This window comes from Pseudaquabacterium terrae (assembly GCF_013266755.1).
Classification (GTDB): domain Bacteria; phylum Pseudomonadota; class Gammaproteobacteria; order Burkholderiales; family Burkholderiaceae_C; genus Pseudaquabacterium; species Pseudaquabacterium terrae.
In genome coordinates this window covers 39,786-62,361 of the sequence record NZ_JABRWJ010000014.1, presented here as the reverse complement: position 1 = coordinate 62,361, position 22,576 = coordinate 39,786, and the positions used below count along the sequence as shown (strand labels likewise).

Annotated in this window: 25 protein-coding genes; 18 read left to right on the top strand and 7 right to left on the bottom strand. The window is 70.8% G+C overall.

The window, feature by feature from the left end:
* Positions 1-7 precede the first annotated feature (7 nt).
* Complete coding sequence (locus HLB44_RS32975) at positions 8-1,480, bottom strand: DUF4062 domain-containing protein (protein WP_173133785.1); 1,473 nt, start codon at positions 1,478-1,480, stop codon at positions 8-10.
* A gap of 225 nt (positions 1,481-1,705) precedes the next feature.
* On the opposite strand from HLB44_RS32975, the gene HLB44_RS32970 reads away from it, so the two are divergent.
* A complete protein-coding gene (locus HLB44_RS32970; protein WP_173133783.1) occupies positions 1,706-2,173 on the top strand; it encodes a VOC family protein in 468 nt (155 codons plus the stop codon).
* 15 nt (positions 2,174-2,188) lie between these two features.
* On the opposite strand, the gene HLB44_RS32965 is transcribed toward HLB44_RS32970, so the two are convergent.
* Positions 2,189-3,040 carry a hypothetical protein gene (locus tag HLB44_RS32965; protein ID WP_173133780.1) on the bottom strand — a complete coding sequence of 284 codons (852 nt, stop codon included), beginning with the start codon at positions 3,038-3,040 and terminating at the stop codon, positions 2,189-2,191.
* On the opposite strand from HLB44_RS32965, the gene HLB44_RS38280 reads away from it, so the two are divergent.
* From HLB44_RS38280 to HLB44_RS32880, 17 genes are all read left to right on the top strand, one after another.
* Complete coding sequence (locus HLB44_RS38280) at positions 3,027-3,584, top strand: TraR/DksA C4-type zinc finger protein (protein ID WP_173133777.1); 558 nt, start codon at positions 3,027-3,029, stop codon at positions 3,582-3,584. The genes HLB44_RS32965 and HLB44_RS38280 overlap by 14 nt on opposite strands.
* Positions 3,581-4,357, top strand: coding sequence for an exodeoxyribonuclease III (gene xth, locus HLB44_RS32955; protein ID WP_173133774.1), 777 nt, complete (start codon positions 3,581-3,583; stop codon positions 4,355-4,357). The genes HLB44_RS38280 and xth overlap by 4 nt, the downstream gene beginning before the upstream one ends.
* Positions 4,358-4,545: 188 nt before the next feature.
* Entirely contained in the window at positions 4,546-5,274 is a 729-nt protein-coding gene (locus HLB44_RS32950; protein ID WP_173133771.1) for an ATP-binding protein, read from the top strand.
* Positions 5,275-5,366: 92 nt separating this feature from the next.
* Positions 5,367-7,736: a DUF6600 domain-containing protein gene (locus HLB44_RS32945; RefSeq protein WP_173133768.1), complete on the top strand. Its 2,370-nt coding sequence runs from the start codon at positions 5,367-5,369 to the stop codon at positions 7,734-7,736.
* Positions 7,737-7,802: 66 nt separating this feature from the next.
* Positions 7,803-8,207, top strand: coding sequence for a hypothetical protein (locus tag HLB44_RS32940; protein WP_173133765.1), 405 nt, complete (start codon positions 7,803-7,805; stop codon positions 8,205-8,207).
* The gene (locus HLB44_RS32935) at positions 8,207-8,548 is read left to right on the top strand and encodes a hypothetical protein (RefSeq protein ID WP_173133762.1); all 342 of its coding nucleotides are present in this window, start codon (positions 8,207-8,209) and stop codon (positions 8,546-8,548) included. Before HLB44_RS32940 ends, HLB44_RS32935 begins: the two co-directional genes overlap by 1 nt.
* Positions 8,549-8,689: 141 nt before the next feature.
* The gene (locus HLB44_RS32930; protein ID WP_173133759.1) at positions 8,690-11,983 is read left to right on the top strand and encodes a bifunctional diguanylate cyclase/phosphodiesterase; all 3,294 of its coding nucleotides are present in this window, start codon (positions 8,690-8,692) and stop codon (positions 11,981-11,983) included.
* Positions 11,984-12,054: 71 nt separating this feature from the next.
* Positions 12,055-12,696, top strand: a complete 642-nt coding sequence (locus tag HLB44_RS32925) for a glycine-rich domain-containing protein (protein WP_173133756.1) — start codon at positions 12,055-12,057, stop codon at positions 12,694-12,696.
* 142 nt (positions 12,697-12,838) lie between these two features.
* On the top strand, positions 12,839-13,168 hold the full coding sequence (locus HLB44_RS32920; protein ID WP_173133753.1) for an ArsR/SmtB family transcription factor: 330 nt from the start codon (positions 12,839-12,841) through the stop codon (positions 13,166-13,168).
* Positions 13,169-13,205: 37 nt separating this feature from the next.
* Positions 13,206-13,718, top strand: a complete 513-nt coding sequence (locus HLB44_RS32915; RefSeq protein WP_173133750.1) for an ArsI/CadI family heavy metal resistance metalloenzyme — start codon at positions 13,206-13,208, stop codon at positions 13,716-13,718.
* A gap of 10 nt (positions 13,719-13,728) precedes the next feature.
* Positions 13,729-14,604 carry a sterol desaturase family protein gene (locus HLB44_RS32910; RefSeq protein ID WP_173133747.1) on the top strand — a complete coding sequence of 292 codons (876 nt, stop codon included), beginning with the start codon at positions 13,729-13,731 and terminating at the stop codon, positions 14,602-14,604.
* 2 nt (positions 14,605-14,606) lie between these two features.
* Positions 14,607-15,101, top strand: a complete 495-nt coding sequence (locus tag HLB44_RS32905) for an arsenate reductase ArsC (RefSeq protein ID WP_173133744.1) — start codon at positions 14,607-14,609, stop codon at positions 15,099-15,101.
* Between the two features lie 2 nt (positions 15,102-15,103).
* Entirely contained in the window at positions 15,104-15,772 is a 669-nt protein-coding gene (locus HLB44_RS32900) for an aquaporin (RefSeq protein ID WP_173133741.1), read from the top strand.
* A gap of 119 nt (positions 15,773-15,891) precedes the next feature.
* Positions 15,892-16,326 carry a MarR family winged helix-turn-helix transcriptional regulator gene (locus tag HLB44_RS32895; protein WP_246312609.1) on the top strand — a complete coding sequence of 145 codons (435 nt, stop codon included), beginning with the start codon at positions 15,892-15,894 and terminating at the stop codon, positions 16,324-16,326.
* Entirely contained in the window at positions 16,317-17,807 is a 1,491-nt protein-coding gene (locus tag HLB44_RS32890) for an NAD(P)-binding domain-containing protein (RefSeq protein WP_173133735.1), read from the top strand. The genes HLB44_RS32895 and HLB44_RS32890 overlap by 10 nt, the downstream gene beginning before the upstream one ends.
* Positions 17,808-17,812: 5 nt before the next feature.
* Positions 17,813-19,012: an MFS transporter gene (locus HLB44_RS32885; RefSeq protein ID WP_173133732.1), complete on the top strand. Its 1,200-nt coding sequence runs from the start codon at positions 17,813-17,815 to the stop codon at positions 19,010-19,012.
* Positions 19,009-19,557, top strand: a complete 549-nt coding sequence (locus tag HLB44_RS32880; RefSeq protein ID WP_173133730.1) for an arsinothricin resistance N-acetyltransferase ArsN1 family B — start codon at positions 19,009-19,011, stop codon at positions 19,555-19,557. Before HLB44_RS32885 ends, HLB44_RS32880 begins: the two co-directional genes overlap by 4 nt.
* 12 nt (positions 19,558-19,569) lie before the next feature.
* Here HLB44_RS32880 and HLB44_RS32875 read toward each other — a convergent pair whose 3' ends face one another.
* The 5 genes from HLB44_RS32875 to HLB44_RS32855 are packed head-to-tail and all read right to left on the bottom strand — an operon-like array spanning position 19,570 to position 22,574.
* A complete protein-coding gene (locus HLB44_RS32875) occupies positions 19,570-19,998 on the bottom strand; it encodes a GFA family protein (RefSeq protein ID WP_173133727.1) in 429 nt (142 codons plus the stop codon).
* Entirely contained in the window at positions 19,995-20,831 is an 837-nt protein-coding gene (locus HLB44_RS32870) for a protein-L-isoaspartate O-methyltransferase family protein (RefSeq protein WP_173133724.1), read from the bottom strand. Before HLB44_RS32870 ends, HLB44_RS32875 begins: the two co-directional genes overlap by 4 nt.
* Positions 20,831-21,301: a GNAT family N-acetyltransferase gene (locus HLB44_RS32865; RefSeq protein WP_173133721.1), complete on the bottom strand. Its 471-nt coding sequence runs from the start codon at positions 21,299-21,301 to the stop codon at positions 20,831-20,833. The genes HLB44_RS32870 and HLB44_RS32865 overlap by 1 nt, the downstream gene beginning before the upstream one ends.
* A 9-nt stretch (positions 21,302-21,310) precedes the next feature.
* The gene (locus HLB44_RS32860) at positions 21,311-21,967 is read right to left on the bottom strand and encodes an aspartate/glutamate racemase family protein (RefSeq protein WP_173133717.1); all 657 of its coding nucleotides are present in this window, start codon (positions 21,965-21,967) and stop codon (positions 21,311-21,313) included.
* A 16-nt stretch (positions 21,968-21,983) separates the two neighbouring features.
* Complete coding sequence (locus HLB44_RS32855; RefSeq protein WP_173133714.1) at positions 21,984-22,574, bottom strand: NAD(P)H-dependent oxidoreductase; 591 nt, start codon at positions 22,572-22,574, stop codon at positions 21,984-21,986.
* Positions 22,575-22,576: the final 2 nt, after the last annotated feature.

Below are 22,576 nucleotides of genomic sequence, written 5' to 3'. Positions count from 1 at the left end.
CGGTCGCTTATGTCAGCAAGGGCCCGAGGGCCGAGAGCTCGGTGGCTGCCAGGACCTTCACGCCAGCCGGAACGTCGAAGTCGCGCTTGGAATCGCTATCGGGCGGGCCCACCAGCACCAACCGAACGCGTGGCGGCGACGCGCGGCCCCAGCCGACCGACTGCTGCAGGTCGCGCAGCTTCGCGCGCACCCAGGGCTCGCGCACGCTGCCCCAAAGGATGACGGCGACATCGCACGCGACCAGGCAGCGTTTGTGCTCGTCCAGGATCTCGTCGGGCGTGCCTTCGCGCAACGGACGCGTCACCTCGAAGCCGAGCGTTTCGAGGGCCTGCTTCAGCGCCTTGGTGTGCTCGTGGTCGACCGCGTCGCAGATCAGATAGACGAGCTTGGCTTGATCGGCCGCCGCTGCCGCCGGCACCGGCGTAGCAGCAGCCGCTGCCAGCGAGCCGAGGCGCGCGATCGTCTGCGCCTTCAGCAGGTCCTGCGTGCCGTGCAGGCGCTCGGCGCGCGCCGGCGGATGCGTCCAGTGGGCGCTCAAGTCCTCGAGCAAGGCGGCCAGGGGCGCCTCGGGCGGCGCGCTTCCTTCGGGCGTCCACAGCAGCGTCGTGAAGGGCGCATGCGCGGCCTGCAGTGCCAGCCGCACCTGCAATGCGACGCCCGACTCCTGGCTGCCTTCGGGAATGGACCCATACCGCTGACCCAGCAAGTGGATCGACAGCTGCGCCGACGCGAGGTCGCGGCGCACCGCATCGGCGTGGTCGGCCGCATCCTGCGGCGGATCGCCCGCCGGCAGCACCAGGCATTGGCGGTCCTCCAGCTCGCGGCGAATCAGGTCCCGCGTATTGGCCATGTCGCTCGCCGTGCGTGCGAGATAGACCACCGGGCCGCCAGGGGCCGCCGGCACACGCGCCTCGGACAGGCCGTCGTCGATGATCCGCTTGAGCGTGATCGCCAGGTCGTCGGCACGCTGCCACACCAGCGCCATGCCATCGGGATGCAGCAGCGCATCGCGATCGATGTCGCCCTCGACGCAGAACAGCTTGAAGCCCTCGGTGCTGTCGAAGAAGCCGGCCAACTCGGGCGTGGCGTCGAACCTGTGGCGAAGTTCCGCCCGGTCCACTGCCGCGCGGTAGACCTTGACGATCCGGCTGCGCTGCCCGGCCTGCAATCCGCCGTGTGCCAGGCGGTCCCTGCCGAACCACACCAGTTCGTCGCGGCAGTAGTCCGAATCAAGGTAGCCCTGCGACAGCACGGTGATCAGCACATCGGACTTGCGCAGTTCGATCTGGATCAGCTCGTCGAAAAGCGTGGCGCCGTCCATGCGCCGCTTGTCGCGCCACAGGGCGATGCGCCCTCGGCCGACACGCTGGGTCAAGGTTTCGGTGAGGGCCTGCTCGAAGGTCTGGACCCAGCGCTGGGCCTTGGGGCCGTAGGGCTGGTCATCGACGTGGCTGTAGCTGATGAATACCTGTTGAGGCATGGGCAGTGGTTTAGCACTGCGCGTGCGCCCCGGCATCCGCTGTTCGACGGAAGCGCACGCAGCGCCGGCGCTGTCAGGCCAGCGCCTGGGCGCATGCCTTGCCAGGGTTTGCACCAACTTCCAGTTTGTCGACAAACGCGCGCACCGTTCGTCGTGTAGGAAGGGCTGGCGCCGCGCCACCACGCAGCGCCCGAACTGCTTCAACCCCCAACACCGGAGTCCCCGATGCCTGCACCGACCGTCAAACCCATTCCCGAAGGCATGCGCAGCCTGACGCCGCACCTGGTGTGCGACGGCGCCGCGGCGGCGATCGAGTTCTACAAGAAGGCCTTCGGTGCCGTCGAAGAGGCGCGCATGGCGACCCCCGACGGCCGGCTGGCCCACGCCCAGGTGCGCATCGGCGACTCGGCGCTGATGCTGGTCGACGAGTTCCCGGAGATGGGCGCGGTCGGGCCGAAGAAGACGCAGGGCTCGCCGGTGACGATCCACCTCTACGTGCCTGACGTCGATGCCACGGTCGCGCAGGCCGTGGCCGCCGGTGCCGAGCTCACGATGCCGGTGACCGAGATGTTCTGGGGCGATCGTTTTGGCACGCTGAAGGACCCGTTCGGCCACAGCTGGTCGGTGGCCACGCATGTGCGCGACCTGACGCCCGAGCAGATCGCCGAGGGCATGGGAAAGATGGGCGGCTGAGCTGGCGCGGCCCCGCTAACGCAGCCACAGCCAGACCAGCAGCGCGGCGGTGCCGGCCGCGATCCAGCCGCCGAGCGTCTGCGCGCGCGGCCCGAAGTTGCCGAGCAGGCGCGCGAAGCTGGTGGCGCGCCACGGCTCGGGGTCGGGGGCACGGCGCTTGTAGGCGGGCCGTGCCGCCGGCGCCTGCTGATGCTTCCACCACTCGGCCTCGCAGACGTCGAGCAGAGGCCCCAGCGCGGCCATGCTCGGCACGACGATCAGCTGGCCGCAGCGGTCGCAGTCGTTGCGCCGGGTCGGCTCGATGGCCTGGCCGCAGCCGGCGCAGTGCCAGGCGGCGAGGCGGCCATCCGGTGTCGGCAGCGGCTCGCCCGGGCGCACGCGCAGCGCGGCGGCCAGCCGCGGCAGGTCGATCATCACCAGCGGGCTCGCGCAATGCGTGCAGGCCTCGCCGTCGCTGCCCTGCAGCGACGCGCCGCAGTTCAGGCAGGCGAGGCTGCGTTGCGCATCGGCCAGTTGCGCCCGTTCGGGCGGCAGCAGCGGCCGCACCAGGCCGCGCTCGGCGAGCAGCAGCGCGAAGCTTTGCAGGTGGCCATGACCCTGCCTGCATTCCAGCGCCGCACAGCGTCCGAAGCGCGTCAGGTTGTGCACCGGCTGCAGCGGCGCGCGGCACAGCGGGCAGCCGAGCGCCTGGCCGAGCCAGGGCGCCTCGGCCGCGGCGGCCTGCTGCAGTCGGCGCAGCAGCTCGATCCAGCCGCGGCCGGCGAGGTTGACCGACTCCAGCGTGTCGAACCACACCAGCCGGCAGGGCTCGCACAGGTCGACCACCACCTGCCGCCCGTAATGCCCCTGCAGCGTGAAGAGCCGCATCGGCCGTGCGCAGTTCGGGCAATCCACCGGCGTGGCCGGCGCGGCGGGTGGATCGGGCGTGCCGAAGGGGTCGGGCATCGGCGGCATTGTGATGGCGCGGGCACGTGCCTTGCCGCGCTTTGTTCGACTCAAAGGGATTGCCATGTCTGCGCTCGACACCACCCAGATCGAACGGCTGCGCCGCCAGCTCGACGCGCGCGAGGCCGAACTGCAGCGCGAGGTGCGCGAAGGCGATGCCGACGACGACGCGCCGAGCAAGAGCCCGCGCAACCAGGTCGAGGATGCCGGCGAGCAAAGTGAGCAGCAACGGCGCGAAGAGGTGCGCTACGCCGAGCGCGAGCGCGACATCGACGAGCTGCGGCACATCGAGGCGGCGCGCGCGCGCATGGCGCACGGCCACTATGGCGTCTGCATCGATTGCGGCCGCGACATCCCGGTAGCCCGGCTCGACGTGCAACCATCGAGCGCCCGCTGCGCACCGTGCCAGGAGATCGCCGAGCGCAAAGGCAGCCACGCGCCGAATCGCTACGATCCAGGCGCATGAAGATCGCCACGTTCAATGTCAACGGCATCACCAGCCGCCTGCAGCGCCTGCTCGAGTGGCTGGACGAATCGCAGCCCGACATCGCCTGCCTGCAGGAACTGAAGACCTCGGACGCCACCTTCCCGCTGCAGGCCATCGAAGCGGCCGGGTACGGCGCGGTGTGGCACGGGCAGAAGGGTTTCAATGGCGTCGCGGTGCTGGCGCGCGGCGCGCAGCCGGTGGAGATCCGCCGCGGCCTGCCCGGCGACCCGGACGACACGCACAGCCGCTACCTCGAAGCGCAGGTCCACGGGCTGACCGTCGCGTCGATCTACCTGCCCAACGGCAACCCGCAGCCGGGGCCGAAGTTCGACTACAAGCTGGCCTGGTTCGAGCGCCTGATCCAGCATGCCGCCGCCTTGTGCGAGGCCCGCGAGCCGGTGGTGCTGGTCGGCGACTACAACGTGGTGCCGAGCAACGAGGTCGGCGACATCTATTCGCCCAAGTCCTGGCTCGACGACGCGCTGCTGCAGCCCGAGAGCCGCGACGCCTGGCGGCGCCTGCTGGCACAGGGCTGGACCGACGCGATCGCCACGCTGCACCCGGGCGTGCCGATGTACACCTTCTGGGACTACTTCCGCAACCGCTGGTCGCGCAATGCCGGGCTGCGCATCGACCACCTGCTGCTCAATGCCGCCGCGGCGAAGCAGCTGGCGAGCGCCGGCATAGACCGCGAAGTACGTGGCCGCGACAAGCCGAGCGACCACGCGCCGGCGTGGGTGGTGCTGAAGTAGCGGCAGCGCGCCGATGAAGCGCCTGGCCGACCCGGCAGTGGGAATACCGGCGCGTCTTTGCGCGGATACGCATCGATGCGTAAAATTCGCAGCTACGCGTCCTGACGCAAACTGCTGCGCTTGGCGAACAGCCGGCGCGCCGGCTGCCGCAGAGCAAGTTCCTGCTGTTCGATGCGCTGCTGACGCAGTTGCTCGAAGAAACGCGTCAGGATGTGCTGCTGGTCTTCGACGAGTTCCAGGCCGTCGGCACCGGCCCCGAAGCCGAGCCCTCGTCGGCTGCACTGCGCGCCGCGCTGGCGCAGACCACCACGCGCGTCGGCGCGATCTTCAGCGGCTCGTCGGAGACGCTGCTGCTGCAGACCTTCTCGCGCGCCAAGGCGCCGCTGTACGGCTTCGCCAATCCCGAGCCCTATCCGTTGCTCGGCGAGGATTTCATTGGCCACGTCGCGCAGAAGTACCGCCTCGCCACCGGCGGACGCGAACTGAACCAGGTCGAGGCGCTGCGCGTATTCGACCTGCTCGGCCGCCAGCCGGAGCCGTTTCTCAATGCGGTCGCCAACACGATGAGCAATCCGAAGTGGACGCTCGAGCAGGGGCTCGATGCGATGCTCGACCCGGCGGTGCGCAACAAGTGGACGATCAACTGGTTCACACTGACCGATCTGCAGCGCGCTGCGCTGCGCCTGCTGTTCGAAGGCCGCGCGCCGACCTCGGCCGATAGCCTGGAGTGGGCCGCGCGTGCGCTCGGCGAGACCAAGGTTCAGGCCTCGAGCATCACGAGGGCAATGGAGGCGCTGGAGGGCAAGGGCCTGGTCGCGCGCGACTACGGTCAAACCGGCGGCAAGCGATTCGTGGTCAGCGATCCGGTGATGGAGGCTTGGCTGACGCGCAACCGCGCCTTGCCGCTGCGCCAGTAACCAGGCGTTGGTCGGCCCGTCGGACAGGGCCGACATCGCAACGCGGCGCACTCCTGCGCTGCGCGCTCGCGCGCGGCGCCCACGATGCGACCATGAAGCCCATGCTGTACCGTTGCCTCGCCACCCTGCTGTTCGCCGTCTCGACGCTCGCCGTCGGCACGTCGGCCCAGGCCGATCCACCGACGCGCGTGATGCGCCTGGCCCATGCCGGGGGCGCCGTCAGCTTCCTGCCCGCGGGCAGCGACGACTGGGTCGGAGCGCCGATCAATCGCCCGCTGGTCGCCGGCGATCGCCTGTGGAGCGACGACGGCTCGCGCGCCGAACTGCGCTTCGGCAGCACCGCGCTGCGCATGGGCGAGAACACCAGCGTGATGCTGCTGAACGTCGTCGACCGCATCGCGCAGCTGCAACTGACGCAGGGCTCGATCAACGTCAGCGCGCGGCAGGTCACGCGAGACATGCCGGTGGAGATCGACACGCCGAACCTCGCGTTCCGCGTCGTGCGCCCCGGCAGCGTCCGCGTCGACGTCGACCCGGCCGGCGGCTGGACCGAGATCACGCAGCGCAGCGGCCTCGGCGAGGCCTTCGGCGACGGCCGCGCCTTCGTGCTGAACCCCGGCCTGTCGTACCGCTTCTACGGCACCGACCTGCGCCGGCACGAGCGTTATGCGCTCGCCCGCCCCGATGAGTTCGACCGCTGGTCCGACACGCGCGACCGGCGCTGGGAGCGCTCGGCCTCCGCGCGCTACGTCGCGCCGGACCTGGTGGGTTATGAAGACCTCGACGAGCATGGCCAATGGCGCGTCGTCGCCGAGTACGGGCCGGTCTGGACGCCGCATCGCGTGCCTTCCGGCTGGACGCCTTACCGCGACGGCCACTGGGCCTGGATCCAGCCTTGGGGCTGGACCTGGATCGACGACGCGCCGTGGGGCTTCGCGCCGTCGCACTATGGGCGCTGGACACGGGTCGACCAGTCCTGGGCCTGGGTGCCGCCACCGCAGCGCGCGCGTCCGGTGTATGCACCGGCGGTCGTGCAATTCATCGGCGGGACCAGCACGCGCGACAGCTTCATGATCGGCGGCATTGCCGCGGTCGCCTGGATCGCGCTGGCGCCGCGCGAGGTCTATCGCCCGCCGTACCAGGCCAGCCCGCGCTACCTGCAGGCGGTGAACACCAGCAACACGGTGATCCACACGACGAACATCGTCAACATCATCAACGCGCCGGTGACCAACGTCTTCATCAACCGGCGCGCCGACGGTGTCGTGGCCGTGCCGGCGACGGCCTTCGTGCAGGCGCGCCCGGTCGCCCAGGCCGCGCTGCGCGTGCCGCATGAAGCGGTGCTGCGCGCGCCGATCGCCCGCGCCGCGCCGGTTGCGCCGCAAGCGACCAGCGTCGCCGGTGCCGCGCCCTCGGCACAACGCCTGCCGCCGGCCGCCGCGCTGAACCGGCCGGTGATCGCGCGCATCGCGCCGCCGGCGCCGATGATTGCCCGCGCCCCGGCTGCGCAGCCCGACCAGCCGCGCGCACCCACTGCGGCGCCGCGCGCGCCCGCCGGGCCGCAACGGCCGACCGCGGCTGCGCCGGCACCGCAGGTTCGCGTCGTCACGACGCGCGCCGCCGCGATGCCGCCGCAAGCGACCGTCGATCGCGCGACGGCTGCCGAACGCCGCGCCGCGCTGCCGCCGGCGGCGACGCCGCCCGAGGCGGTGCCGCCGGGTGGCCGCCCGTCCGTCGTCCCGCCGGCAAGGCAGGCCGAGGTGACACCGCCGCCGGCCGGCGTCCGCCAGCCGCCATCGCTGCCGCCCGCGCGCGCGCCGGAAGCGGCGCCACCGGCCCGGCAGGCGGAAGTTGCCCCGCCGCCGGCTCGCCCGGCGCCGGCCGCGCCGCCCGCTCGCCAGGCAGACAACACGCCGCCGGCTCGTCAGGCAGAGGCCACCCCGCCGCCGGCTCGTCAGGCAGATGCGACGCCACCCGCGCGTCCGCCGCGCGGCTTCCCGCCGGCGCGTCCCGCTTCGGTGGCCGCACCGACAGCACCGGAGGCAGCACCGCCGGCTCGCCAGGCCGTGGTCGTGCCGCCGGCACGTCCGCCTGCGGCTGTGCCGCCTAACGCGGTCGATGCGCGGCAACCGCCAGCGGCCGCCGCGCGCAGCGCGCCTCCGCCCGATGCACGGCCGCCGGCCATTGCCGCCCGTCCGCCAGCGGCCGCGTCCGGCCCGCCGAAGCCGCGTGAGACCGCCGCGGCCCCGCCGCCGCAACGCGACGCGACGCCTGCGCCATCCGCCCGCGCGGAACGGCAGGGCCGCGAGCCACCACGCGCCGAGCGCGCCGAAGCCGCGCCGCCAGCCGCCGCCCGCCGCGCGCCGCCGGCAGCCGAACGCGGCAGCGATGCGCGCGCGGCGTTCGAGCGCAGGCAGGAGCGCGAGCGCGGCGCCAAGCCGCGCGAGCCGGGCAGCAGCTGAGCGCCGGGTCGATCAAATTTGCAGGCCCCGAAATTGCCGAGCGTCGGCACACCACAAGGGGCCACCATGCGCACGCTTCTCGCCTCCATCGCCGCCGCCGCGGCACTCGCCGGCAGTGTTCTTCCGGCTGCCGCCATCGGCGTCAGCACACCGACGACCTACACCAACCTGGTCTGGAGCGCGAGCTTCACCGCTTCCGGGTTGACGAACTGCAACCAGCTCGTCTTCGACGCCACCGGCGACTACCAAAACAGCGGCTCGCTGGTGGTCTACGGTGCCTTGAACTGCGCCACCGGCGCCTACGGCATGACCGGCAGCCTGTACACCGCCGTCGACGACTCGCTGAGCATCACGATGCTGATCGCCGGCTACACGGTCGCCTGCCCGCGCGTCGTCAACTTCTCCGGCAGCTGCACGGTCTTCGACGCCAACGGGGTGTCGCGCGGCAGCGGGCAGATCACGCTGCAGTGATGCGCACCGGCGCGCTGCTCGTGGCCGCCGCGGCCATCACGGCGATGGCGGGTTGCGGCGATCCGAAGCATGAACCGGTGAAGCTCATTGCGGCGCCGCGCGCGCCGCAGACCGCACCAGCGCCGATGCCGCAAGCGCTCGCGCCGCCGGCCGTGGCAGCACCGGCCAGCGCAGCGGCCGTCAGCCCGGTTGCTGCCCGCAACGCCGCCACGACACCCACGGTCCGCCCCGGTTTCGTCGAACACAGCGCCGGACCGCGCGTATTCCAGCCCGGCGAGCCGACCGGCAACGACAGCTTCCGCCGCGCATTCGCCCAGCGCGCCGCCTCCAAGCCTCAATAGGCCCCAACCCGTCTCGCCCGCCGGCGCCCGTCGGGGGGCGAGCGCTTGGCACCCCAAAACGTTGCATATTGCATCGAAACTTATAGATTTATCACTTTCTAACCATCAACCCAGGCGGGGCGCGGGCGAAAACAGCTCAACATGCACCCACCGCCACGCTTGGGCCGCGTCGCCCTCCCGCTCATCGTCCTGGTTACCGGCATCGCGCTGTCGCTGTTCATCGGCATCGCGGCGCAGCAGGAAATCGAACGCGGGGCGAACGAACGGTTCGACGCCGTGGCGATGGACCTGGCGCGCAAGGTCGAGGGCCGCTTCGACGACTACACCGCCGTGCTGCGCGGCTTGCAGGCGCGCTTCAACACCGAGCACGAGATCAGCCGCGAGGACTTCCGCGACTACGTCGCCGGGCTGAAGCTCGACAAGACCTATCCCGGCTTCCAGGCGGTCAATTTCGCCGCCTACCGGCGCGGCCCGCCGGCCGACCGGTACATGCTGACCTTCATCGAGCCGCTGGCCGGCAACGAGCACCTGGTCGGCCGTGACCTCGGCGCGATGCCGAACCGCGGCAACGCGCTCGAGCAGTCGCGCGATACCGGCGGCCTGGCGTCCTCGGGCCGCCGCATCCGCATCGGCAACCGCGATGCCGACATCGGGCTGGCGATGCGGCTGCCGGTGTACCGGCCGAACCTGCCGCTGAACGACGTCGAGCAGCGGCGCTCCGCGTACCAAGGATCGGTCGGTGCCGGCTTCTGCGTCGCGACGATGATGCGTGACGTGATGGGCCACGGCGCCCCGGCCACGCGCCGGCTGCGGCTGATCGATGCGGGCCCGGGCCCGGGCCCGATCGGCACGCGCAGCGAAAGCCGTTTCGTCAGCGCCAATCCGGCCGACCAGCGCCAGCTGCTGTTCGACAGCCATCCGGCGCCGCCGCCTGCCGCCGCCGCGGCATCGGCGGGCGCGGCCGCCGTCGCGGCATCGGCGGGCACTGCCGCCGTCGCGGCGGTCGATCCGCACCGCATCGAGCGCACGCTGCGCTTCGAGCTCGGCGGCCATTCGTGGCTGGTCGAGGTCAGCGACGACCCGCGTGTGATCGTCGGCCGCATCGACCGCGCGATCTGGTGGCTGCTGATCGCCGCCGGCAGCGTGATCAGCGCCTTGCTCGCCGGCATCGTCTTCTCGCTGGCCACCGCACGCGGCCGCGCCCAGGCGCTGGCGACGGCGATGACGCAACACCTGCGCTCGAGCGAGCGGCAATTGGAAGAGGCGCAGCGCCTGGCCAACCTGGGCAGCTGGATCCTCGAAACGCGCACCGGCGCACTGCAGTGCTCGGACCAGGCGCGCACGATCCTCGGCCTCGACGACGGTGTGCCCGCCGACCTGCGCAGCCTGCTCGCGCGCATCCCGGCCGCCGAACGCGCCGGCGTCGAGCTGAAGATCGCCGAGGCCTCGTCGACCAGCCAGCGCACCGAGTTCGAGCACCACCTCGGCCTGGCCGACGGCTCGGAACGCTGGCTGCACGTCATCGTCGAGCCGACGCAGGAGGGCGAGCACACGCTGCTGCGCGGCGTCGTGCGCGACGACACGCAGCGGCTGAAGAGCGCGCTGCGGCTGAAGCTCGAGCACGAGATCGCCGGCCTGCTGCTGACCGACGGCGAGCCGAAGGTCGTGATCGCGCGTGCGCTCGAGGTCGTGTGCCAGCACTTCCGCTGGGATTGCGGCGCGCTGTGGCGCGTGCGCGAGGATGCCAAGGCGCGCTGCCTGGCGTCCTGGCACGGCCCGGGCTCGGCCGCGCTCGACGAGTTCGTGCGCATCAGCCGCACGCTCGAATACCAGGCCGACGAAGGCTCGCTCGGCCGCGCTTGGGGCCAGGGCGAGGCAGTGCGTGTCGACGGCCTGGTCGGCCGCGAAGACTTCACGCGCGATGCGCTGGCTGGCCGCGCCGGGCTGGTGGTCGGCCTGGTGGTGCCGATCGTCGCTGCCGGCACGATGACGGCGCTGGAATTCTTCAGCCGCGACCCCCGCGCCGGCGACGCCGACGCGCTGGAGACGCTGCGCACCGTCGCGCTGCAGATCGCGCAGTACGAGCACCGCAAGCATGCCGAGCAGCGGCTGCGCTACGTCGCCAACCACGACGCGCTGACAGGGCTGCACAACCGCGCCTCGCTGCAGCGCGAGCTGGCCCGCGCGATCAAGCGCAGCAACCGCCATCGCAAGCGCTTCGCGGTGATGTTCATCGACCTCGACCGCTTCAAGCACATCAACGACACGCTCGGCCACGGCGTCGGCGACATGATGATCCGCGTCTGCGGCGAGCGGCTGACGACGCTGCTGCGCGAGGACGACACCGTCGCGCGCTTCGGCGGCGACGAGTTCGTGCTGCTGCTGGAGAACCTGTCCGATGCGGGGGATGCGGCGGTGCTGGCGAAGAAGGCGCTGGGCTGCTTCGCCGAGCCCTTCGCGATCGAAGGCCATGAGCTGCACATCAGCGCCAGCATCGGCATCAGCGTCTACCCGGAAGACGGCGCCGACGCCGAGACGCTGGTGAAGAACGCCGACACGGCGATGTACCAGGCCAAGGACAAGGGTCGCGGCACCTACCGCTTCTACGCCGCGCAGATGAATGCGCAGAGCGCCGAGCGGCTGATCCTCGAAAGCGGCCTGCGCCGCGCGCTGGTGCGCGAAGAACTGCTGCTGCACTACCAGCCGAAGCTGGACCTGAAAACGCAGCGCATCGTCGGCGTCGAGGCGCTGATGCGCTGGCGCCATCCGACGCTGGGCATGATCTCGCCGGCGCAGTTCATCCCGATCGCCGAGGAAACCGGCCTGATCGAGGCGATGGGCCAATGGGCGCTGCGCCAGGCCTGCAGCGATGCGGTCGCCTGGCGTCGTCAGGGGCTGCCGGCGCTGCAGATGAGCGTCAACCTGTCGCCGCGGCAGCTCGGCAGCCGCACGCTGATCAGCGAGATCGCGACCATCCTCGACGAGTCGGGCCTCGAGCCCGAGCTGCTCGAGCTGGAGATCACCGAAGGCGCAGTGATGAAGAACGCCGAGCAGGCGGTCACGGTGCTCGAGACGATCCGCGGCATGGGCATCGGGCTGGCGATCGACGACTTCGGCACCGGCTATTCGTCACTGTCGTACCTGCGGCGCTTTCCGCTGTCGACGGTGAAGATCGACCGCTCGTTCATCCACGACCTGTCCGAAGACACCGACGCGCAGGCGCTGACCGACAGCATCATCACGCTGGCCCACGGGCTGCGCATGCAGGTGGTCGCCGAAGGCGTCGAGACGATGACCCAGCTCGATCACCTGCGCAGCCGCGGCTGCGACGTGATCCAGGGCTACCTGCTGTCCCGCCCGCTGCCCGCCGAGGAGCTGTGCCGCTTCGTCGGGGGCTACCTCCACCACCAGATTGCCGCGCCGATCGCCGCCTAGAGCGGCGGCGATCCCTTGGCATGTCCCGGGTCCCAAAAGGGCCCTTCCGCAACACCCAGGAGCATTCGTTCATGACACTCTCATCCCCCGGCAGAACGCCGGAACAGACGGTCGCTGCGATCCAGGCGCTGGACCTGAGCATGATCAAGTTCAAGGCCACGCGCGGCGACGACGGCTATGGCTGGTCCGAGGCGTATGCCGACCAGATGGAAGTGGCCTACAAGCGCTACCTGATCCTGCACGCGAAATACCCCGACATGCAGCTGGCGCCGGAGCAGGACGTCGACCGCTTCTGGCACATGCACATCCTCGACACGCGCAAGTACGCGGACGATTGCGAAGTGATCTTCGGCTACTTCCTGCACCACTTCCCGTACCTCGGCCTGCGCGGGGACGGTGACGAGCAGGTGCTGCAGGACGCCTTCGAGAAGATGCAGCAGCTGCACCTGAAGGAGTTCGGCGAGCCGATGGGCGCCGCCAAGCGCGATGCGGCGTGGTGCTCGGTGGAGCCGCCGCCGCAGCTGAAAGCGGCATGGTGCTCCTTCGAGCCGCCGCCGCAGGCCGCGGCCTGGTGCTCCGTCGAGCCGCCGCCGAAGAGCGCCGCCTGGTGTTCCGTCGAGCCGCCGCCGCGGAGCGCCGCGGCCTGGTGCTCGTTCGAGCCGCCGCCGCAGGGTGCGGCCAATGAGGCCCGCGCGATCGCTGAATTGCACTGAACCGGCGGAAGCCCCTGCAGCCGGGTTCAATTCCCGCCGGCTGGGGCCCGACGAAGTCGCCGTTCGTGGCACGCACCAGGAGCGTCGCGCCCGGCGCTCGACGCGACTTGCATTCAGCCAACAGTTCGAGTATTCTTGAACTATGGATGAACACATTGTCGTTCGTGCGCTCGCCGCCCTGGCGCAACCGGTGCGTCTGCAGGTCTTCCGCGCCCTCGTCGTCGCCGGCGACGAAGGGCTGACGCCCGGCACGATGGCCGAGGCCCTCGGCGTGCCCCAGAACTCGCTGTCATTCCACCTGAAGGAATTGAGCAACGCAGGCCTGGTGACGCAGGAACGTGCCAGCCGCCACATCATCTACCGCGCGGCCTATGACCAGATGAACGCGCTGCTGCGCTACCTCACCGAGAACTGCTGCCAGGGCGCAGCTTGTGCGGTGGAACGTACCGCGACCCGGTCGTCCTGCTGCTGACTCCCCCCCTCGACCCGATCAACCAACGGAGCACCGCATGAAGCGCTTCCATGTCCACGCGCATGTTCAGGATCTCGCCGCGAGCATCGGCTTCTACTCGCAGCTCTTCGGCACCGAGCCCACTCGCGTCGAAGCCGACTACGCGAAGTGGATGCTCGAGGATCCACGCATCAACTTCGCCATCTCGACGAGAGGGGGTGCGCTCGGTGTCGACCACCTCGGCATCCAGACCGACACGGCCGAGGAACTGGCCGAGCTGAAGGCGCGCGCCGCTGCGGCGCAGATCGCGCTCGAGGACGAGGGTGAGACCACCTGCTGCTACGCGCGCAGCGAGAAGCACTGGGTCACCGATCCGCAAGGCATTGCCTGGGAGCACTTCCATACGCTGGGCAACATCCCGGTCTTCAGCGAGAAGGGCGGCGCGGCGGCCGCGGCACCGCTCGCGTCCGAGGCCAACGCCTGCTGCGCGCCTGCCACCGGGCCGGTAACCCGCGGCAAGCCGATCGGCATCGCCGTCAACGCTGCGCAGAGCGGTTCGTCTTGCTGCTGAAGTGCTTGCCATGGTCCGCTTCCTGACCCGCCACCTCTACCTGCTGGCCGTCGCCGGCGGCGGTATCTCGTTCGCTCTGGGGCACCTGCTGGGTTGGCCGCTCGAAGCCGTGGTGCTGGGCTGGAGCCTGGCCATCCTGGCCGCCGGCATCGCGCTGGAGCGCCTGGCACCCTTCGATGCCGGATGGAGCAGGGCGCGCGGCGACACCGCCACCGACGCCACCAGCGCCGCGCTGCTGATCGGCGCGGTCGATCCGCTGCTGAAGGCCGTTTTGCCGATCGCTGCCATCGCGCTGCTGGGCGAGCGCGCGACGCCCTGGGCTTTGGGCGACTGGCCCCTGGCGCTGCAGATCACGGCCGCGGTCCTGTGGATCGAGTTCGCGAAGTACTGGATGCACCGCGCGCACCACGAGCATCCGGTGCTGTGGCAGCTGCATGCGCTGCACCATGGCAGCGAGCGGCTGTACTGGCTCAACAACTTCCGTCTCCATCCGCTGAACCACGTGCTCAACACCGTGGTCAGTCTGCTGCCGCTGTGGCTGGCCGGTGCGCCGGAGGTCGTGCTGCTGGGCGCCACCGCGTTGACGCAGCCGTTGCTGATGCTGCAGCACGCCAACATCGATCTGAAGAGCGGCTGGCTCAATGGGATCCTGAGCACCAACGAAGTTCATCGCTGGCACCACTCCACGCAGCCGCACGAGGCCAACGCGAACTACGGCAGCGCGCTGGTGCTGTGGGACCACGTGTTCGGCACCTACCGCGGTCCGAGCGGCCGCGGCCGGCCCGAGCGCATCGGCCTCTTCGGCGAGGGCCACGGCTTCCCGGCCCGTGCCTCCTATTGGCGCCAACTGATCGGCGCCTGGCAACCGGCCTGCTGCCGCGCCTGACCATGACGACCAACGTTCTCATCCTCTGCACCCACAACTCCGCGCGCAGCGTGCTGAGCGAAGGCATGCTGAACCACTGGGCAGCGCGCCTGGGCAAGGACGTTCGGGCCCACAGCGCCGGCAGTGCCCCGAGTGGTCGGCTCAATCCCTTCGCACTCGAGGCGCTCGAGCAGGCCGGTGTCGACACCCAGGGCTACCGCAGCAAGAGCTGGGACACGTTCACCGCAAAGGATGCGCCCGAGATGCGCATCGTGATCACGGTGTGCGACAGCGCGGCCGCCGAGCAGTGCCCGCACTGGCCGGGCAGCCCGGTCAAGCTGCACTGGGGCTATCCCGACCCGTCCAACACGCCCGGTGGCGACGAGGCCAAGCGCATGGCGTTCGAGCTGACGCGCCAGGCCATCGGGTACCGCATGCTGCAGCTGCTGCAACTGCCGCTGGCGCAGATGAGCAATGCCGAGCTGCAGTCCGCGCTCGCCGAGATCGGACGGAACTGAACATGCTGGATCTGCCGCGTCGCCTATTGGCCGAAATGCTCGGCACGGCGCTGCTGCTGGCGGTCGTGATCGGCTCCGGCATCATGGGCGAGCGCCTGGCGGGCGGCAACGTCGCCATCGCGCTGCTGGCCAACACGCTGGCCACGGTGGGTGGCCTCTACATCCTGATCGAGGTGTTCGGGCCCTTGAGCGGCGCACACTTCAACCCGGCGGTGTCGCTGGTCATGGCCGCGCGTGGGGCGCTGCCGCGATCGGCACTGATTCCCTACGTCCTGGTGCAGCTGCTGGGCGCGATGCTCGGTGCCTGGCTGGCGCACGCGATGTTCGACCTCGGCATCCTGCAGTGGTCCGCCAAGGTTCGCAGCGGATGGGGGCAATGGATCGCCGAAGCGGTGGCCACCTTCGGGCTGCTGCTGGTCATCCTGCGCGCGCCGGCGTCGCGCGTGGCGGCCATGGTGGCCGCGTACATCGGCGCCGCCTACTGGTTCACTGCGTCGACCTCGTTCGCCAATCCCGCGGCCGCGTTCGGCCGCATGTTCAGCGACAGCTTCGCGGGCATTGCGCCGGCGAGCGTGCCGGCGTTCGTCGCGGCGCAGTTTGCCGGTGCCGGTCTGGCGGTCGTCGTGGACCGGGTGTTCGGGGCCGAGGCCCCGTTCTCTGCGTCCAGATAGATGCTATTGACAACCTAAACCGAGGCCACCCAGAATGCGAGCCGATAGTTGCTATCCACAACCTCATGACCCCTGCCCCGACCGCCGCTGCCGGCGCACTGTTGCGCGAAGTGGCCCGCATGTACACGCGCGCCCAGCGCGTGGTGGCCGATTGCTGCCGAACGACCAATACGCAATGCCACCTGCTGAGCGAGCTCGGCCGCGCCGGCCCGCTGCCGCTGTCCGAGCTGGGCACGCGGGTCTGCCTGGAAAAGAGCTGGGTGTCGCGGGCGGTCGACGCGATGGTCGAGCGTGGACTGGTCACCAAGGAGCCCAACCCCGCCGACGCAAGGAGCTGGCTCGTGACGCTCACCGCCGAAGGTGAGCGAACGATCCTCGAACTGAATCGGACGCTCGACGAGCACGCCGACCACCTGCTGGGCTCGCTGAACGCGCGCGAACGGGCGGACGTCGAGCGCTCCCTCCTGCTGTTGATGAAGGCCCTGCGCGACGACACGGCAGCCAACTGCTGCCTTCCGACCGGGCCGAGAAAGGACACCGCGACATGTCGCTGAACCCCACCACCACGCCGCGCCAGCAAACGCTGGCCCTCGGCATCGACGCGCTGCCGATCGCGGTCCTCGGCGCTGGCCCCGTCGGCCTGGCCGCGGCAGCCAAGCTGATCGAGCGCGGGCTGCCGTACTTCATCCTCGAAGGGGGTGATCGCGTCGGCGCCAACCTGCTCGACTATGGCCACGTGCGCCTGTTCTCGCCGTGGCAATACAACATCGACCCCACGATGGCCAGGCTGCTCGGGCCCACGGGCTGGACGGCGCCCGATCCGGACGCGCTGCCGCTCGCGGGCGAGGTGGCGGCCCGGGTCCTGCAGCCCTTCGCCGAACTGCCGCAGGTGGCCAGCGTGCTGCACCTGCGCACACGGGTGATCTCCGTGTCGCGGGAGGGATTCGACAAGGTGAAGAGCGCCGGCCGCGAGCGCGCGCCCTTCGTCATCCGTGCCGAGCGCGACGGCCAGGTCCTGGAGCTGCGTGCGAGGGCCGTCATCGATGCGACCGGCACCTGGAACACGCCGAACCCGGTGGGCGCCAGCGGCCTGGCAGCGGTCGGCGAGCGCGCCGCAAGCGACCGCATCTTCTACGGCATCCCGGACGTGCTGGGCGCCCAGCGCAGCCGCTACGCCGGCAAGAAGACGCTCGTCGTCGGCGCCGGTCATTCGGCCGCGAACGCGCTGCTCGCGCTGGCCGAGTTGGCCAAGCAGGAGACTCGGACCACGCTGGCCTGGTCGGTGCGCTCACCGGTCCTCACGCGCGTGTTCGGCGGCGGCGATGCCGACGCACTGCCCGCGCGCGGCGCGCTGGGTTCGTCGCTGCGGCGGCTGCGCGATGCCGGCGGCCTGGAGTTCAGCGCCGGGCTGCGCATCACCGAGATCCGCGAAGACGGTGGCAAGCTCCTGATCGCGGGCGTCGATGCCGACGGTCGGCCACAGCACGTGTCGGACATCGACCAGATCGTCTGCGCGACGGGCCAGCGTCCAGATCTGTCGCTGACCGGCGAGCTGCGCGTCAAGCTGGATCCCTGGCTGGAGTCGAACGAAGCGCTCGGGCCGCTGATCGATCCGAACCTGCACAGCTGCGGCACGGTGCGCCCGCACGGGCACCGCGAGCTGGCGCATCCGGAGCCTGGCCTCTACACCGTCGGGGTCAAGAGCTACGGGCGCGCGCCGACCTTCCTGATGGCCACCGGCTTCGAGCAGGTGCGCTCGGTGGTTGCTGCGATCGCCGGCGACCTCGAGGCGGCAGACCGCGTGGAGCTGGACCTGCCCGAGACCGGTGTCTGCAGCGTCGCGGGGAGCACGACCGAAGGCCTTGGCGATGGTGCCTGCTGCGGCGGTCCGGCGAAGGCCGACAGCTCGGCCTGTTGTGTGCTGGACGAGCAGAAGAAGGCAGCAGGCCAAGCCGGCTGCGGTTGCGGCGATGCGAAGCGTGCAGCCCGCGGTCGGCCATCGCCCACGGCCGCTGCAGCAGCGTGCGGCAACTGACGACCATGCCGCTCGGACGTTCAGGCACGGTGGCCGCGCTCGGAACGGCGCAGACGCTGTCCTGGGCGTCCACGTACTATCTGCCGGCGATCCTGGCGGCGCCGATGGCACGCGAGCTCGGCGTGTCGATGCCGACCGTCTTCGCGGCCTTCTCCGTCGCGCTCGTCGTCTCGGCGCTCTTCGGTCCGCGTTCAGGTGCCGCCATCGACCGCTGGGGCGGCCGGCCGGTGCTGATGACCACCAACGTGGTCTTCGCGCTCGGGCTCGCCGCCCTGGCGTCGGCGCAGGGCCCGGTCGGCCTCTTTGCGGCCTGGATCGTGATCGGCATCGGCATGGGCGGCGGCCTGTACGAGGCCGCGTTCGCGACGCTGGTCCGCCTGTACGGCCGCGACTCGCGCAACAGCATCACCGGGATCACGCTGATCGCCGGCTTCGCCAGCACCGTGGGTTGGCCGCTGTCAACCTGGCTCGAAGCTGCGTTCGGATGGCGCGAAGCCTGCATCGCCTGGGCCGGCCTGCACCTGGTGCTCGGGCTGCCGCTCAATGCGCTGCTCCCGCGCCCACCGGCGCAGCGTGTGCCGTCGGCCAACGAGCCCGGCCCTGCGGCGGGCACGCCCGCACAGCAGCCGTCCTGGCGTGCCGCCGTGGTCCTGTCCTTCGTCTTCGCGGCGACATGGTTCATCTCCACGGCGATGGCCGCTCACCTGCCGCGCTTGCTGCAGGCCGCCGGGGCAACGCTGGCCACGGCGGTCGTCGTGGGCGCGCTGATCGGTCCGTCGCAAGTCGGGGCTCGGCTGCTCGAATTCGGCTTGCTGCGCAAGGTGCATCCGCTGCTGTCGGCGCGCATCGCATCGGCCTTGCATCCGTTGGGCGTCCTGGCGCTCGCGCTCTTTGGTGCACCCGCTGCGGCGGTCTTCGGCGTGCTGCACGGAGCCGGCAACGGCATCCTGACGATCGCGAAGGGCACCTTGCCGCTGGTCGTGTTCGGGCCACAGGGCTATGGCCACCGGCAAGGCTGGCTGATGCTGCCGGCACGCGTCGCACAGGCGCTAGCGCCGTGGCTCTTCGGTTTGGCGCTCGACCGGTGGGGCGCCGGGGCCCTGGCCCTGTCGGCCGCGGTCGGCACGCTGGCCTTCCTCGCGCTGTTCATGCTTCAGACGACCTGGTCGACCGACGTCCCCTCTCCACAAACCGCACGCCCATGAAGATCCGAACCGCCACTGCGGCCGACGCCGAAGCGATCGCTGCCATTTACCGCCCCATCGTCCTCGACACGACGATTTCGTTCGAATGGGTGCCACCGACGGTCGACGAGCTGCAGGCGCGCATCGCCAAGACCTTGGCGAAATACCCGTGGCTGGTCGCGGTGGATGCGAACGATGCCGTCGCCGGCTTCGCATACGCCGGCGGCCATCGCGACGCACCGAGCTACCAGTGGTCGGTGAACACCTCGGTCTACGTCCGCGACGACGTGCGAGGTCAGGGTGTCGGCAAGCTGCTGTACCAGGCGTTGCACCGGCAACTCGTCGACCTGGGCTACTTCCGTGCGTTCGCCGGCATTGCGCTTCCCAATCCCGCGAGCGTGGCGCTTCACGAGTCGGTGGGCTACCGAGCGCTGGGTGTCTACGAGAACGTGGGCTTCAAGTTCGGCGCCTGGCGTGATGTGGGCTGGTGGAGCAAGGAACTGCAGCCGCCGGCGCAGAAGCCCGAGCCGCCTCGCCTGCCATTGCAACAGGTCCAGCGGGGCTGATCGTCACGGTGCTCAGGATCCTTCGATGAACCGCACGTCGGCGATCCAGTTGCGCTGGCGCCGCGCCAGCCGGTCGCCGATCGCTTCGCCTTCGAAATCGGCACTGCCGCGCCGCAGCAGCGCGGGGTCGACGCCGTCGAACGCGTTGACGCTGACGACGGCATGCAGCCGCTCGCCGATCCGGCTGGTGACCACGGGCACGACGCCGCAGCGCGCGCAGACGTGGAAGTCGGCGGTCGCGGTGCCGAAGGTGTAGATCGACACGTGCTGCGGGTCGCGCACGTGAACCACGAGCGCAGCATCCGGATGCGAGGTCCACACGCCGCCATGCTTGACGCAGAACGAGCACCTGCAGGCACGCGCCGGGATCTCCGTCGGATCGGGCGCCCAGGCGAGCTCGAAGCGGATGTTGGCGCAGTGGCAGCGGCCGTGGATGATCATGGTGCCTCCGACGAGATCCACCAGCCCTGGCCGACGCACCAGGCGCTGCTGTCCGGCGGGTCGCCGCGGCGCAGCGAGCGCACCGCCTTCAGCGATTGCCGCTCCAATGCCGCGGCCAGTGATGCCGAGGTGGCATCGTCGCGCGCGCCGATGCATGGAATGAACGACACGCGCATCAGCGCCGTCGCGGCGAAGCGCCGGGCGTCGAGCCGCGTGATCTGCAGCATCACGCCGAAGCCTTCGTTCGGCGTCAGCGGCAGCACCAGCCGGCCACCGGGCTTCAGCGCGTCGAGCCAGGCGGCCGGCGGATGCGTCGCGCCCGCGCAGACATAGATGACGTCGGCCGGCGGCAGCGCGCCCTCGGTGGCCGACGCGGCGCGCACGCTGACGTTGGCGTGGCCGCGCAGGTTCTGCGCGGCGCGCTGCGCCAGGTCCGGCTCGATCTCGTAGGCCTGCACCCGGCCCGCGGAGCCGACCAGCTGTGCGAGCACCGCCGTGTAGTAGCCGGTGCCGGCGCCGACGTGCACCACGCTGTCGCCGGCGGCCGGCGCGGCGGCGGCCAGGCAGCGCGCATGCAGCGACGGCTGGCCGTTGTTGATGCCGCGCTCGGTGGCCAGGCCGATCAGGATGTCCTGGTAGAGCAGGCGCGGGTCGTCCGAGATCGTCGGCAGGTACTGGCCGCCGCCGATGAACACCGGCCACGGCCCCGGGCCGACGAAGCCCTCGCGCGGCACCGCGTTGAAGGCGTCGATCAGGCGCGGGTCGGCGGACCCCGCGCTGCGGACGATGAATTGCGCGTAAAAGGCGCGGTGGGCTTCGACGGTGTCGTTCATCAGAGAGCCTTGTCGTAGACGCCGATGTCCTGCCCCTCGTGCAGCACGCGCTCGATCAAGCCCCAGCCGCAGCGCAGCAGCAGCGAATCGGACGTGGCGGTGGCGCAATAGAGCCGCTCATGCCCGAGCGCGCGCGCCGGCGCCTCCAGCGCCAGCAGCAGCGCACGGCCGATGCCCTGGCGGCGCAGCGCCGGCTGCACGTAGGCCGCGCCGGCCCACGGCGTGCATTGCGGATGGCTCGGAAAGGCTTCGCGCTTCAGCGCCGCGAAGCCGCAAGGATGGCCGTCGAGCGCAGCGACCAGACCGAGCGGCAAACCGTGATGCCGGCTGTACGACTGCAGGTCATGCCGCGCATCACCCGGCCCGCCCGGCCCGTAGTAGCCCGGCCATTCGGATTCAAACCAGGCCTCGATCGTCGCCAGCAGGTCCGGGCGTTGCGCCAGCGGCTCGATGGTGATGCGGCCGCTCATCGCGCACGCTCAGGCGGCGAGCCGCGCGGCGATCGACTGCACGCCCAGGCGCGGGCTCGACAGCACGTCGACGCCGAGGTCCTGCAAGGCCTCGGCCGCGGGCGCCATCGAGGCCTGTGCGAGCACGATCACATCGGCATCGCCCACCGCTTCGCGCACGCAGCGCACGACCGTGTCGAGGTAGCCGGCACGGTCGCCGGCGACGAAGCGGGCCCAGGCGCCCTCGGCCAGCACCGTGCGGATCTCGATCGCCCGATCCAATGCAGCGGCCGATTCGCGCAGCAGTGCGCTCGTCGGTTCGAGCGTGCTCTGAACCGCCGCGACGACCAGCACGCGCGGTCCCCCCGAGGCCGCCCGGTCGGCCATCGCGCGGTCGATGCGCAAGGCGACAAAACGGCCGCCGGTCGGCGTGCGTTCGGCGATGCCGCCGATCGTCGAGCAGGTGCAGACCACGGCCGCCGCGCCGCGCTCGGCCGCGTCCGTCATCGCCGCCTGCACGCGCGCCACGAGGGCCGGGTCATCGGCACCAACGCGCTGCGCGTCGGCCAGCAGTGACTCGTCGACGACGTGCTCAGCTTCGCACTGCGGCGCGACCTCGGCCAGCAGCGCCGAGAAGGTCGCGACGTGCATCGGCGCGGTGTGCAGGAAAACAAGGCGCGGTTGCATCGGGCGGCTCTCCTCGTCAGCGCGCGGCATCGCCGACCAGCCGCGCCACTTCGGCCAGCCAGGCTTCGCGCTGGGCCGGCGTGCTGCCGGCCTGGGGCGCGAACATGCGCCGGGTCACGCTCTCGACGCCGCACAGCGGAAAGACGCAGCGGGCCCAGATCGATTGCAGCGGATCGCCGAAGACCTGCTGCTCGCGCTCGAGTGGCGTGTTCGAGGTATTGAAGACCAGCGCATGGCGGGCCCGCAGCAGGCCGAGCGGCACGCCGTCGAAGCCGGTGTCCTGCGGGTAGCCGTAGGCGGTGTCGAGTCGGAACACGCGGTCGATCCAGCCCTTCAGGATCGCCGGCGGCTGGCCCCACCAGTTCGGATGGCAGACGATCACCAGGTCGGCGCCCACGAGCTCGGCGCAATGCTGCTCGACCAGCGCATCGGTCGACGCCGTGTTGGCGCTCTCGCCGGTCGGCTGCACCGGATCGAAGCGCTCCGCATACAGGTCGTGGCGCGCGATGCGGTAGCCGCGCTCGCGCAGCACACGCTCGGCGACCTCGGCCATCGCGTGGCTGAAGCTCGCCGGTGACGGGTGCGCAATGACCAGCAGTGCCAGCATGG